Origin of the sequence: Mesorhizobium sp. CAU 1741, from assembly GCF_039839275.1 — a bacterium.
GTDB lineage: Bacteria > Pseudomonadota > Alphaproteobacteria > Rhizobiales > Rhizobiaceae > Aerobium.
This window is the reverse complement of the sequence record NZ_JBDOQP010000001.1, coordinates 420,086-432,633: the sequence shown is the minus strand read 5'-3', so window position 1 is coordinate 432,633 and position 12,548 is coordinate 420,086. Positions and strand designations below refer to the sequence as shown.

General features: G+C 63.2%; 11 protein-coding genes. 3 read left to right on the top strand and 8 right to left on the bottom strand.

Annotated elements, in window-relative coordinates; all coding sequences use genetic code 11:
- Nucleotides 1-16 precede the first annotated feature (16 nt).
- The 3 genes from AAFN84_RS02045 to AAFN84_RS02035 are packed head-to-tail and all read left to right on the top strand — an operon-like array spanning nucleotide 17 to nucleotide 3,010.
- Entirely contained in the window at nucleotides 17-1,438 is a 1,422-nt protein-coding gene (locus AAFN84_RS02045; protein WP_347512768.1) for an FAD-binding oxidoreductase, read from the top strand.
- A 46-nt stretch (nucleotides 1,439-1,484) separates the two neighbouring features.
- Nucleotides 1,485-1,745: an oxidoreductase C-terminal domain-containing protein gene (locus tag AAFN84_RS02040; RefSeq protein WP_347513769.1), complete on the top strand. Its 261-nt coding sequence runs from the start codon at nucleotides 1,485-1,487 to the stop codon at nucleotides 1,743-1,745.
- Nucleotides 1,742-3,010, top strand: a complete 1,269-nt coding sequence (locus AAFN84_RS02035) for an amidohydrolase family protein (protein WP_347512766.1) — start codon at nucleotides 1,742-1,744, stop codon at nucleotides 3,008-3,010. The genes AAFN84_RS02040 and AAFN84_RS02035 overlap by 4 nt, the downstream gene beginning before the upstream one ends.
- A 124-nt stretch (nucleotides 3,011-3,134) precedes the next feature.
- On the opposite strand, the gene AAFN84_RS02030 is transcribed toward AAFN84_RS02035, so the two are convergent.
- The 8 genes from AAFN84_RS02030 to AAFN84_RS01995 form a co-directional block, all read right to left on the bottom strand.
- Nucleotides 3,135-3,905: an enoyl-CoA hydratase-related protein gene (locus AAFN84_RS02030; RefSeq protein ID WP_347512764.1), complete on the bottom strand. Its 771-nt coding sequence runs from the start codon at nucleotides 3,903-3,905 to the stop codon at nucleotides 3,135-3,137.
- Nucleotides 3,906-3,922: 17 nt separating this feature from the next.
- Nucleotides 3,923-5,440, bottom strand: coding sequence for a tripartite tricarboxylate transporter permease (locus tag AAFN84_RS02025; protein ID WP_347512762.1), 1,518 nt, complete (start codon nucleotides 5,438-5,440; stop codon nucleotides 3,923-3,925).
- 1 nt (nucleotide 5,441) lies between these two features.
- A complete protein-coding gene (locus tag AAFN84_RS02020) occupies nucleotides 5,442-5,894 on the bottom strand; it encodes a tripartite tricarboxylate transporter TctB family protein (RefSeq protein ID WP_347512760.1) in 453 nt (150 codons plus the stop codon).
- 175 nt (nucleotides 5,895-6,069) lie between these two features.
- On the bottom strand, nucleotides 6,070-7,392 hold the full coding sequence (locus AAFN84_RS02015; protein ID WP_347512758.1) for a glucose 1-dehydrogenase: 1,323 nt from the start codon (nucleotides 7,390-7,392) through the stop codon (nucleotides 6,070-6,072).
- A 14-nt stretch (nucleotides 7,393-7,406) separates the two neighbouring features.
- Entirely contained in the window at nucleotides 7,407-8,165 is a 759-nt protein-coding gene (locus tag AAFN84_RS02010; RefSeq protein ID WP_347512757.1) for an SDR family oxidoreductase, read from the bottom strand.
- An 18-nt stretch (nucleotides 8,166-8,183) separates the two neighbouring features.
- Complete coding sequence (locus AAFN84_RS02005; RefSeq protein ID WP_347512755.1) at nucleotides 8,184-9,212, bottom strand: acyl-CoA dehydrogenase family protein; 1,029 nt, start codon at nucleotides 9,210-9,212, stop codon at nucleotides 8,184-8,186.
- A 1-nt stretch (nucleotide 9,213) separates the two neighbouring features.
- Nucleotides 9,214-10,419 (bottom strand): acyl-CoA dehydrogenase family protein, encoded by a 1,206-nt coding sequence (locus AAFN84_RS02000; protein WP_347512753.1) that lies wholly within the window; start codon nucleotides 10,417-10,419, stop codon nucleotides 9,214-9,216.
- Nucleotides 10,416-12,548 carry an acetate--CoA ligase family protein gene (locus tag AAFN84_RS01995; protein WP_347512751.1) on the bottom strand — a complete coding sequence of 711 codons (2,133 nt, stop codon included), beginning with the start codon at nucleotides 12,546-12,548 and terminating at the stop codon, nucleotides 10,416-10,418. Before AAFN84_RS01995 ends, AAFN84_RS02000 begins: the two co-directional genes overlap by 4 nt.

Below are 12,548 nucleotides of genomic sequence, written 5' to 3'. Positions count from 1 at the left end.
ACCCCGGAGGAACCGCATGTCCATTTCGGGCAAGAACGACATCGACTGGAGCGCCTTTGCACTGGCGCTGGGCGATGTGGAGACGTTCGATACGCCATCCATCGTGAAAAAGCGCTCGCGTGACTTCTTCTGGTACAGCCCGGTTCTCAACCGGGAACTGGCCTCCTGCTTCGGTGATTTGGTCGCCGCGCCGAAATCGGTCGATGAGCTCAAACGCTGCATCGCGGCAGCCGTCGAATGGAATGCGCCGATGGTCGTCCGCGGCGGCGGCACCGGCAATTACGGGCAGGCCGTACCGATGGAAGGCGGCCTTATCATCGACATGACCGGCATCGGGCAAGTTCTCGATATCGATCCGGTCACCGTGCATGTCGAGGCGGGCGCGAAGATCGGTGCGATCAACGAAGCGCTCTCTGCTCACGGCCGCGAACTGCCGCTTTTTCCGTCGACCGAGGCGATCGCCACCATTGGCGGCTTCATCGCCGGCGGCTCCGGCGGCATCGGCTCAATACGCCACGGCATGCTGCGCGATGGCGGCAATGTTGAAAGAATAGGCGTTCTGTCGATCGAAAAGGAACCGCAGCGGCACGTCTTCTCGGGCAAGAACATCTCCGCGATCCATCACGCTTGGGGGCTGAACGGCATCATCACCGACCTGGTTCTGCGCACCGTGCCGTCGCCGCGCTGGATCAACGTGATCGCGTCGTTCGACACCTACAAGCAGGCTTTCGAAGCCGGGATCGCCTTGGGTTCAGCGCACGAGCTGAACCTGAAACTTCTGACCACCGTCGATGGGCGCATCGCATCCTCCATCAGACCGCTCGGCGACATCGCCGGCCGTAGCCGCGACCTGCTTCTGGTGAAGATCGCCGAAGAACACGTTGCGGAGGCTATGCGCCAGATCAACGAGAAAGGTGGCACGACGGAACTCGAGCTGGACGACGCGGCGATGGAGGACTCCGGCCTGCCGGCCTTGTCCGAGTTCTCCTATAACCACACCACGCTGCAGGTGTTGAAGCAGGATCGTTCGGTTACCAACCTGCAGGTGACGTTCCGCGCGCCGCTCGACAGCGCGAAGATCGATCCGCTCCGGCGCATTTTCGGCGACGAGGTGCTGATGCACCACGAGTTCGCGCTGCTCAACGACGAGCTTGTCGCCTTCGACCTCCCAATCGTGCGCTATACGAGCGACGAGCGACTGTTCGAACTCGCACGCGCCTATGACGAGCATGGCTGCCCAACATCCAACCCGCATGTGCCCTTTGTCGAGGGTGGGTCGATGAAACCCGACTTCCGCCATCTCGCCTGGAAAAAGCGGCTCGACCCACATGGGCTGCTCAATTCGCCCAAATCGCGTTTCTGGAACGAGGTGAAGCACCTCTCGGCCGACGAGATCGAGGCGCTGCCGCCTCACCAGCCCGTGCGGAACGCTTCGTAATGGAGGGCATCGTCGTTGCTGGAGACGGGCATGGCAGGTCGTCGGCCTGTCCATGGACGCGGACGATCATCTTGCCACCGGCAACCCCGTGCAGAATGAGCTTGCTGTGCATCACTTCCGGCAGGGCACGCTTGTCGCGATCGACATCGTCAACCGTCCCGCCGATCACATACTGGATCGCAGGATGATCGCTGCAGGATACACGCCGGTGAAGGCATTCATCTACGAATACCGGGTGAACGAGGCATTCAAACGCTGGATGGCAAGCGTCTCGCCGCAGGCGGACGGCACGCGGAGCGTGGAATGAGGATGATTGCGGCCACACCCGGCGACCTCGACGTTATCCTCGGCAACGTCAGGGTGCCGGCCTCCCTCGTCGCCGACGCGGCCGCATTTGGCGGACGACGAGACGGCGACTGCCTCGCCGGCAATCTCGTCATCCGCGGCGGAAAGATCGCCGGCCTGACCGACGCGCCAGCCGATGTCGACACCGGCGGAAGGCTGGTGACGATGCCATTCGTCGAGCCGCATTGCCATCTCGACAAGTGTTTCACCGGCAACAGGCTGGATTCCCCTGCGCGCACGCTTGCCGAGGCGATCGCGGCGCAATCAAAGGACAAACGTCACTGGACCCGCGACGACCTTCGTACCCGCGCGCAGCGTGGTCTGGAGGAACTCCATGCCGCCGGCGCGCAAATCGTCCGCACCCATGTGGATTGGGATGTTGAGCCGAGCGATCCCGAGCGACTTCCCACGGCCTGGCGGGTACTTGAGGAGCTTCGAGAGGAATGGCGCGGCCGCATTGCCATCCAGCGCTCTGCCTTGCTGCCGATCGAGGTGATGGCGGATGAAACCTATACGAACATTGTCGCACGGCTCATTGCAGCCAGCGGCTGCGTCATGGGCGCCTTCGTCCACGGGCAACCCGACCGGCGGGCTGGCATCCGCAACATGGTCAACGCCGCGGCAAGACATGGCATCGCTCTGGACTTTCATGTTGACGAAGGTCTGTGTGACAGCCTTGATGGACTGGAGATCATCGCCGAAGAAGTGGCTGCAGCCGGTCACGCGGGACCGGTCCTGTGCGGCCATGCCTGCAACCTTGCCTCGCTGACATCGGATGCCCGCAGGAACCGGATCGAGTTAGTCGCCCGCGCCGGCCTTTCCGTCGTCTCGCTGCCTACCAGCAACCTTTATCTTCAGGATCGCGGCGGCGACATGCCGCGCCTGCGCGGGCTGACCTCCGTCAGGGAACTGATGGAGGCAGGCGTCAACACGGTCTTCGGCACCGACAACGTGCAGGACGCGTTCTGTCCGCTAGGCGTGCACAGTCCGGCGGCGGCGCTGTCGCTGGCGGTGCTTGCCGCGCAACTGCCGCCGCCGGTCTCTTACTGGCTGCCGACGGTCATGACCGATGCGGCAAGAGCGCTGGGTTGCGACATGGCTCCCGTCGACCGCAGCGATGCCAGCGGTCTGCTGCTTTGGCAAACCTCCGATCCCGCTGCTCTGCTGAGCGACGGACGGGGGCGCTGGCAAAGTATTGCCGGGTTTGTTTCCGCAGCAACGAGCTGACAATGACGCCGTCACCCGTCCAGGCGGCGATCAAAAGAAGCGGCAACGGTGTTCGCTGCAACCTCTCCAGCCAAGGGTCGGATCGCTAGCTGGAGATCGCAGCGTGGATGCGCTCTGATCCCCGTCAGCCCTTGCGGCGGAAGGCTTCGACGGCAAGGCGATATTCAGGATGTTCACCGGCCTGGCGCTGCAGTTCGGCTTCCAAGGTGAGTTGTGCGTCCAGATCGTTGCCCGACGAACCGAGCAATGCCCGCTTGGCAAGCGCCGTAGCGCTGCCGGGAAGCGCGGCAAGTCGCCGGCAGGTGGCAACGGCCTCGTCGTGCAGAAGCGCGTCGTCGACGACCTTCCATATCATGCCCCACTGCACGGCCAGCTCTGCGCTCACGGGTTCTGCCAGCATGATCATTGCGCGCGCTCGCGCATCGCCCGCGATCCTCGGCAAGGTCCAGGTGCCACCGGCGTCAGGGATCAGGCCGATCTTTGCGAACGCCTGCATGAATTTCGCCGTATGCGCCGCAATGACGATGTCGCAGGCAAAAGCGAGGCTTGCGCCCGCGCCGGCTGCCACACCGTTAACGGCGGCGACAACAGGAACGCGTGCATGTCGAATGAACGAGATAAGTGGATTGTATCGTTCGACAAGATTCTCGGAGAGGTCCGGCACCTCTCCGTCCACAAACACCCGCTCGGTCAGATCCTGCCCCGCGCAGAAGCCGCGGCCGGCCCCCGTCAGGAGAACGGCTTTGCAGCCCTCGTCGCCGTCCGCTGCTTTCAATGCCGCCAGGAGCTCAGCGTGAAGCTGTTTCGTGAAGGCGTTCAGTCGATCCGGACGGTTGAGCACGATTTCGACGAAACCGTCATGCTGGTGGACGAGGACCGTTGGGATATCCGACATGCGAAGCCCTTTCGGCATCAGGAAGAATTTGCACTATTCGACGCCGCAAAGCGTCTCGCCCTGAAGCTGGAGAATGCCGTCCAGGCCAAAAGTGCGAAGATGCAGGCCAGGAAAATCGCGCTCAGCGGCCGGGTGACGAAGCTGCTGAAATCTCCCCCCGCAATCACCATGGCGCGGCGGAAATTCTCCTCCATCATCGGCCCCAGGACAAGGCCAAGCAGCAGTGGCGCGGCCTGGAAGCGCATGAGCTTCAGGGCATAGCCCAGCAGGCCGAACAGCATCAGCACGACGAGGTCAAGCACCTGATAGTTGACGGCATAGATGCCGATGCACACGACGGCCACGATGATGGGAAAGAGGATCCTGTAGGGGATGTGCAGGATACGCACCCACAAGCTGATCAGTGGAATGTTCAGGACCACGAGCATGATGTTGCCGACCAGGAAGCTCGCGACGAGACCCCAGAACAATTCCGGCTGGCCGGCGATGAAGTTTGGCCCGGGAAGGATGTTGTGCACCATCATCACACCGAGCATGAGCGCCATGACGGGATCGCCGGGAATGCCCAGGCTGAGCGTCGGAATGAACGCCGTCTGGACAGCGGAATTGTTTGCCGCTTCCGGCGCGGCGACACCTTCAATGGCGCCCTTGCCGAACTTCGACGGGTCTTTTGCGACGCGTTTCTCCACCGCGTAGGACATGAACGAAGCGGTGACGCCGCCAGTACCCGGCAAAGCCCCGAAGAAGGACCCTATGGCCGAGCCTCGCAGAATCGGCGCCGCCGCCTGCTTCCAGTCCTGGCGTGTCGGAACCAGCGATCGCAGCGTAATCTTTTCCGGTGCCGGGCGATGCTCGTCGGCGACCCCCGCATTGGCCATGACTTCGGGGAGACCGAACAGGCCGATGGCGATCGCCACCAGTGACAGGCCGTCATAGAGGGCGGGAACGCCGAAAGTAAATCGCGCGGTCCCGCTATTGAGGTCGATGCCGACGAGCCCGAGCGCGAGGCCAAATGCCACCATTGCAAGCGAGCGGAACGGCGTATCGCCCGCGAGCAAGGCTGCGGCAACGAGACCGAGCAGCATCAGCGAAAAATACTCCTGCGCACTGAACTGGAGCGCGGCCGCGGCGAGACTTTCGGAGAAGGTCGCGAGCAGCACGATACCAATGATGCCGCCGACGAACGACGCAATCGCGGTAATGAACAGCGCCACGCCTGCACGACCATTGCGCGCCATGGGATAGCCGTCGAGCAGAGTAACCGCACTGGAGGCTTCACCGGCCAGGTTCAGGAGAATCGACGTGATGCGACCACCATATGCCGCCCCATAGTAGATGCCTGCCAGCATGATCAGCGCGTAGGTTGGGTCTACATGATATGTCAGTGGAAGAAGCATCGCGATCGACGCCATCGGCCCCAATCCGGGAAGCACGCCCACGAACGTGCCAAGGGTCACGCCGACGAAGCAGTAGGCGATCCCGTGCAGGGAAAGGGCAACGGACAGGCCAAGCGCCATGTTTGTGAAGAAATCCATTTCACCACCTCACGGCGTCGACCTGGACGCCCAGGCCGACCATGAACAGCAGGACGGACACGATCGACACGATGGCTGCCAGCATGAGCGAAAACGGCAAGGTTGAAGACCTGTCCGCGAAGGATGAGAGCATCACCGCGACGAAGGTCGCTGGGGCGAGCCCGAAGCGCTCCACCATCAATGCGAACGCGGTTATGCTGCCAATGATCAGCAGGATCGATCGAAGGCTGGTGAATTCCGGCGCCTGTTCTGAAGGGTTGCGGCCTTCAATTACGATGATGGCAGGGCCGAAGAGCACCAGCGCAAATCCGACGATCGTCGGGAAATACCCCGGCCCCATATCGCGCGCTGTTCCCATCGCGTAGCCCGACGAACTGGCGAGCACGAATATCCCCAGCGCTGACATCGTCAGCCCGGCCATCACATCTGTCAGGCGTCGTCCCATGATCATCATTGGCTTCACTCCCTGGTGTTCGCATCCCGACTGCCTGCAGCAGATGCTCAATCCGCGCCCGGCAGCCACTGTCCGACACGGGCTCTCCCCGTCTTCACCGGCCTCGAGTCTAGCGTGTGACTGACCGGTCGGTCAACGCTCGTTCTTGCCTCTGTCCGGTTTGATAACCGCGAATTCAAGCACGGCCTGATATATCCACAATGCTACCCGCCACGAACGAGGCCCGATGCGACACAAGGAAAGCGAGCAGTCCTGCCGAACCTGCATTCCCACCAGCAATTACCGCGTTGGCGCGCACGCCAAACGGTGCCCACTCGCATGCCATCGTCTTGACCAGCATCGCGATGGTCTCGCAACCCACGTCGCCGTCGACCGGGTCAAAAGATGCGGCTCGCCTGGCCAGAGCAGCATATGCACCCCAGCCCTGCTGGCAGAGCACCCTTCCGACCGCGGTGGCCGACAGGAATTGACGCGTCAGTTGCTGCCCGATTGCAAGGCCGGAGGGGAGGTCCGACGCGTCGATGAAACCGCTCACACAACCATAGCGGGAAGCTAACGCTGCAAGGCGCTCGGTCAGCAACCCCGGGTCGTCCGCTAGGCCGGAAGGCACATGACAGGTGGAATGACCGTCGGCACGAATTAGGTCGATGCAGGCTTGTGCCGTCTCGTCGCCGAGAACCGCGATCACGCCACTCTCAGAGGCGGCGCGGGGGATTCTCGCTGCAGGGGCCAACCTGCTGGCTCCAAACGCGCTGGACGCGCCATCGACCGAAAGCACTGCACCACGCACGTCAGTGGCGGCCGGGCTCGCAAGGTAGCAAATGGCGGCCGCTATCTCCGCGGGCTCACCGACGCGACCAAGCGGGATCTTCGCGGCTGCTTCCGCAAGATCGAGCCGCCCCTCAGCGACCAGACCATCAACGAGTTCGGTGCGCACAAACCCGGGCGCGACGGCATTGACACGCACGTTCACCGGCAGCCTCTGCGCTGCGAACGACTTGGTGAACCCGACGACTCCTGCCTTCGAGGCGCTATAGCTTCCCCGCATCGGGATGGCGCGAAACGCCGCTCCGGACGCGACGTTGACGATCGCGCCACCTCGCTCGCGCATGAGTTCCGCCGCGATGCGCGTCGCCTGCATGGTGCCTTCGAGATTGACGGACATCACCGCCTCGAATGACGATGCGTCGTGCTCGTTGAGCGGCAGGCCGCGGCTGTCTGTACGGCCGGCATTGTTTACGAGGACATCGAGGCGGCCGAAATGCATCACGCATGCATCAAGCATTGCCGCCACATCGGTCTTCGATGAGACGTCGGCGGCCACTGCCGAATGGCCAGTGCCGAGTTCGGCGGCGCGTTGCCGGGCGCGGTCCCCGTCCCGGTCCGCGATCATGACCCGCGCGCCGTGGTCGCACAACATCTGAGCGGTCGCCCAGCCGATGCCCGACGCGCCTCCAGTCACGAGAGCGACCTTGCCGTCGAAGTTGATCCTCGTCATCGCGGCTGGGCCGTTCAGAGATTGGTGAACGTTATGCCGCCATCGACGACGAGTGTCTGCGACGTGACAAACCCGCTTTCGTCTGAAGCCAGGAAAACCACCGTCCGGGCGATATCATCCACGGTGCCAAGCCTGCCGAGTGGCGTTGCGGCGATGCGTCTTGCATCGCGCTCTTCCGAGCGATGCTTGGCCGTGCCCTCGGTCGGCACGGCTGACGGCGCCACCGCGTTGACGCGGATGCGGCGCGCGCCCAGTTCCGCTGCGGCCGCGCGGGTAATGCCGATCACGGCGGACTTTATGCCGCTATACACCACCGAGTTGGCGGCCGAGCGATAACCCGCCGTCGAAGCGATGTTCACTATTGCGCCGCCACGCTCCGGATCCATCGCTTCCGCGGCGGCCTGAATACCCCAGATGACCGACTTGAAGCCGATATCGAGCATTCGGTCGACGGTTTCCGGCGCGATATCGGGAACGGCCTGATAGCGAACCCAGGCCGCATTGTTGACGAGTATGTCGAACCGGCCTCCCGCCTCGCTGGCCCTGGCAACCGCTTCGCGCATGCCTTCGCGCGTCGCGACATTCACGGCGACCGGGATCGCTGTGCCACCCTGCTCCTCGATCTCGGCAACAGCCTCTTCGACGAATTCCGGCTTTAGGTCGTTGATCGCAACGACTGCGCCTTTTGACGACATCAGCCGGGCCGTCGCGCGGCCGATGCCGTGACCGGCGCCGGTGATCAATGCGACGCGCCCTTCAAGGGGTCTGTCCATGCTTTCCTCCCCAAACATTCAAGCTGCGACGCTGGTGCCGCTCAGCGCCTCGATGTAGCTGGCTCCGAGACGATCGAGATTGGTGGTCGCCTGGCACTGGGTCTCGATACTTCTGACGTGGCGCAAGTGGAAATGCAGCGGCACCTCCCAGGTGAAGCCCATGCCACCATGAACCTGAATGGCGCCTTCCGCGATTTGAATGCCGGCGTTCACGGCAATCGCATAGGCGCTTCTGGCGGCGTTTAGCGAAGCACCCGGCATCACTGCGCGATCGAGCACCACCTTGGCGCTTTCGAATGCGAGCTTGTGACGTGCCAGATGATGGCGGATCGCCTGGTTTGCGATCAGCGGCTTGCCGAACTGCTTGCGCGTCGTCGCATGCTCGGTTGCCGCTTCGATGCAGTATTGCGCCGAACCGACGATCGACGCGGCCTTCAAGATCAAGGCGACGCGGTCGATCATCTCCATCACGTCGACGGGTATGACCGCGCTGGCAGGAACGGCCGCCCCATCGAACCCGAGGATACTCTCGGGATGGACCAGATCAAGACTGCCCGCTGCCGGAGAGACCGACACACCCTTTCCGGTCGTCGATGCAAGAACGCCACGTCCGTCATCGATGCGCGCGAGCACGTGGTCGACGTCTTTGCCGAACGGCGTCCCACCCACGACGCCGGTCGCCACGAAACCGCCAGCCACCGTTTCCAGTCTCAATTCACCCTTCCAGGCCACGGTTGCCACATCTTCGCCGGCAGCAATCTTTTCCGCGATATCCGATGTTCCCGGCTCCAACGCCGCTGTGAGTGTCAGCACTTCGGCCAGCGGGAAGCGCTGCATCGCCCTGCTGCTTTCCACTGCCAGAGGCAATGCAAAAGCCAGCGGCAAGCCAAGCCCTCCGACCGACTCACTCGCGCAGATGCCTAGGAGGCCGTCTGCCGCCATCAGCCCCGCCTGCTCTGCCAAGGATTTATCCGCGCAGGCAGCGATCGCCTTCTCGGCGGTGCCGGCAAGATCCGATGGCACCATTCCGTTGAACTCGACTGTCATCTCACTTCACCCGTGGCAGTTCGAGGATCCTGTCGGCGATGATGCCGAGCTGGATTTCCGTAGTTCCGGCGTAGATCGTTTCCGACCGGCCGAGGAGATAGACGTCATTGAAGCGTGCAATGGCATTGGCCACCTCGGGTCCGGCATCGACCGGCGCCTTGGAAAGCATCTCGAGCGCGAGCACGGAGAAGCGCTGATGCGCCTCGCTCCAGAAAAGCTTGTAGAGCGACCCGCGCGCGCCTATCGCCTCGCCGATGGAAATGGCCTCGACGACACCTTCCACATAGGCCTTCAGCACCTCGATATCGGCGAGCGTCGCAGCAATCCGGCGACGGTAATCGCTTTCCTTGAGCAGCGGAGCCAATACCGGCGCATCCCGGCACGTCCTCAAGAGATGCTGCAACTCGTTTTCGAACCGCCAGGTGCGATGCATGCGATTGGTCGCGCGCTCGATGGAGAGCACGCGCACCGCCGCCAGCCAGCCTTCGTCAGGTTCACCCAGCGCATCGCATTGCTGAACGCGGACATTGTCGAAAAAGACCTCGCAGAAGCTCTCCTTCCCGTCGATCGACTTGATCTGCCGCACGTTGATGCCAGGCAGGCTCATGTCGACGGCAAACAGCGCGAGACCGCGATGGCGATCCTCAACGGTCCCAGTGCGTGCCAGAAGCAGGCAGCGTTGGGACCGATAAGCACCGCTTGTCCAGATTTTCTGTCCGTTGATCACCCACTCGTCGCCCTCGCGCACCGCTTTCGTCCGAAGCCCGGCCAGGTCCGAACCCGCGCCCGGCTCTGAGAAGCCCTGGCACCAGATCGTCTCCATGCGCAGAATCGATGGCAGGAACCGCTGCTTCTGGTCTTCCGAGCCCACAACCTGGATAATCGGGCCGGCTAGCTCCTTGCCGATCGAGTTGACACTCTCCGGCATCGCGAGACGGCCGATCTCCTGGCTGATGACCAAATGTTCCCGCAAGCTGAGGCCGTGGCCGCCATAGGCCTTCGGCCACGCTACGCCGACCAGTCCCGCCTTGTGCATCGCCGCTTCGAACTGTTTCTGCTCGTCGAGTACCGGCGCGCGGTAAGCACTGGAATCACGCCTGAAATGCGCAGGCAGGTTCTCGGCTAGCCAGTTGCGGATCGACCGGCGGTAGTCGTCATTTTCCGCCGCGCGTTGATCCTTGTGAGCGACACTGGTGAGCGCGTTCATGCGTTGTGCTCCTCGTTCTGCTGGGGTGCCCCGACGATGAGTGCATCGAGCGCGATTGCGCCTTCTCCTTCTGCGAGCACCACCAGCGGATTGATGTCGCTCTCGACGATCCTGTCGGCGTGATGGGCCGCGAATTGCGACAGGGCAGAGATCGCGCGCGCCGCTGCGGCGATGTCGGCGCGCGGTCGTCCGCGAGCGCCATCGAGTATCTTGAAGGCTTTGAGCGAACGCAGCATCGCTTCGGCTTCCGTCTCGTCGACGGGAGCCACGCGCAAGGCCACGTCCCTGACAATCTCGGCGAAGATGCCGCCGAGACCCGCCATCACCACCGGGCCGAAGATCGGGTCGCATTTGGTGCCGAGGATGAGTTCGACACCCGACTTTGCCATCTGCGCAACGAGCACGCCGTCGATTCGCGCATGCGGCGCCTTGTTCGTCACGCCTGAAAGCATCACATCATACGCCTCGCGAAGGGCGCGCTCGTTGGCAATCCCGAGGATGACGCCGCCAACTTCCGTCTTGTGAGGCAGATCGGCAGAGACGATCTTGATGACAACCGGATAACCCATCGCATCGGCTGCAGACACCGCCTCATCGGCAGTGTTGACGAGGCGCTCGGCAAGCACCGGCACGCCCGCCGCGGCAAGCGCGGCCTTGGCGCCGTGCTCGTTGAGCAGTGCGTCGGCGGGAAGTTCCGGCAACCCCAACAGTGGGGTCGAGCGGCCTCCCTGAACGCGCGGTGATCGCCCCATTGCCGCCAGCGAGGCAATGGTGGACGCGGCCGCGTCGATGCTGTCGGCGGTCGGGTATCCCATGGCATTCAGTTCTGCCACGGCGTCAGCGGGCCCCTTGACGATCAGCATCAGCAGCCGGTCCGGATGGGCTTCCTTCAACCTGCTCAGCGCTTCCATATAGACCGTGCGCAGGCGCGGCAGGTAAAGCGACGAGGACAACAGGAGCAGCGTGGCGTCGCACGCATCGTCGCTGACGACGGCCGAAAGCACTTCCTCGAGCAATTCCGGACGGCTCGAAACCTGCGCCGTCGTATCGACGGGATTGCGTGGCGACGCGTACGGAACGACGCCCAGGATCCTGTCTTGCGCGGCTTGCGAGAGAGGCGGCACGTCGAGCCCCACGCCACTGACGGCGTCAGCCATCATCACGCCGAAACCACCTGATGCCGTCACCAGCGCCACATGGGGACCTTGCGGCAGGCGATCGGGCAGGAGCATCGAAGCGGCATGGCCGACATTCATCAACTGTTCGACGCTGTGCACCCTGATCGCGCCGGATCGCTGGAACACCGCGTCGAACACCATGTCGGAACCCGCTAGCGCGCCGGTATGCGAAGCCGCAGCCGCCTGGCCGGCATCGGACGAGCCGATCTTGAGGACGACCACCTGCTTGCCGGCTGCCTGCGCCTCGTCGAGAGCCTGCATCAGTTTGGGACCGTTGCGGCAGGTTTCCATCGCGCACAGGATCACCCGGGTCTGAGCGTCCCTGGCGAGCCACGAAATGCCGTCGGCAATATCGAGGTCACATTCGTTGCCAGTGGTCATGAACCGGCTGACGCCGATGCCGCGTTCCATCGCCAGCCGCATGGTGAAGCTGCCGAGGTTGCCGCTCTGCGAGACGATGGCGAGCGCGCCAGGTTTCGGCATGGCACTTTCGAGCACGATCGAAAATGTCGCGATCGCCTTGTGCGCCACGCCGACCGTGCCGAGACAGTTCGGGCCGACGATCCTCAGACCTGTCCCTCGCGCGACTTCGCTAAGTTCAGCTTGGAGCCTCATGCCCTCCTCGCCCAGTTCCGAGAAGCCGGACGACAGAATGACGGCGGCGCGCACACCCTTGTTTGCGCATTCACGCACCGCACCTGGGGCAGCCTGCGCGGGAACGGCAATGAGCGCGAGGTCGGCAGCTTCTGGAACATCGGCGACCGACGCGAAGGCGGGCAGTCCCTGCACCGTTTCAGCGCGTGGATTGACCGGAAAGATGCCTCCGGCATAGCCGTATTTTACCAGCAGTTCGACTGGCCTGCCGCCGATCTTCGTAGCGTCCTGTGACGCGCCGACGATCATGATCGACCGCGGCTCGAAGATGGCGTCGAGTCCCTCTCCCACCTGCAT

Bases quoted from the DNA above. Each gene is read 5' to 3' on its own strand.
- AAFN84_RS02045 (WP_347512768.1), top strand. From the start codon at position 17: ATGTCCATTTCGGGCAAGAACGACATCGACTGGAGCGCCTTTGCACTG.
- AAFN84_RS02035 (WP_347512766.1), top strand. From the start codon at position 1,742: ATGAGGATGATTGCGGCCACACCCGGCGACCTCGACGTTATCCTCGGC.
- AAFN84_RS02030 (WP_347512764.1), bottom strand. From the start codon at position 3,905: ATGTCGGATATCCCAACGGTCCTCGTCCACCAGCATGACGGTTTCGTC.
- AAFN84_RS02025 (WP_347512762.1), bottom strand. From the start codon at position 5,440: ATGGATTTCTTCACAAACATGGCGCTTGGCCTGTCCGTTGCCCTTTCC.
- AAFN84_RS02020 (WP_347512760.1), bottom strand. From the start codon at position 5,894: ATGATGATCATGGGACGACGCCTGACAGATGTGATGGCCGGGCTGACG.
- AAFN84_RS02015 (WP_347512758.1), bottom strand. From the start codon at position 7,392: ATGACGAGGATCAACTTCGACGGCAAGGTCGCTCTCGTGACTGGAGGC.
- AAFN84_RS02010 (WP_347512757.1), bottom strand. From the start codon at position 8,165: ATGGACAGACCCCTTGAAGGGCGCGTCGCATTGATCACCGGCGCCGGT.
- AAFN84_RS02005 (WP_347512755.1), bottom strand. From the start codon at position 9,212: ATGACAGTCGAGTTCAACGGAATGGTGCCATCGGATCTTGCCGGCACC.
- AAFN84_RS02000 (WP_347512753.1), bottom strand. From the start codon at position 10,419: ATGAACGCGCTCACCAGTGTCGCTCACAAGGATCAACGCGCGGCGGAA.
- AAFN84_RS01995 (WP_347512751.1), bottom strand. From the start codon at position 12,548: ATGCAGGTGGGAGAGGGACTCGACGCCATCTTCGAGCCGCGGTCGATC.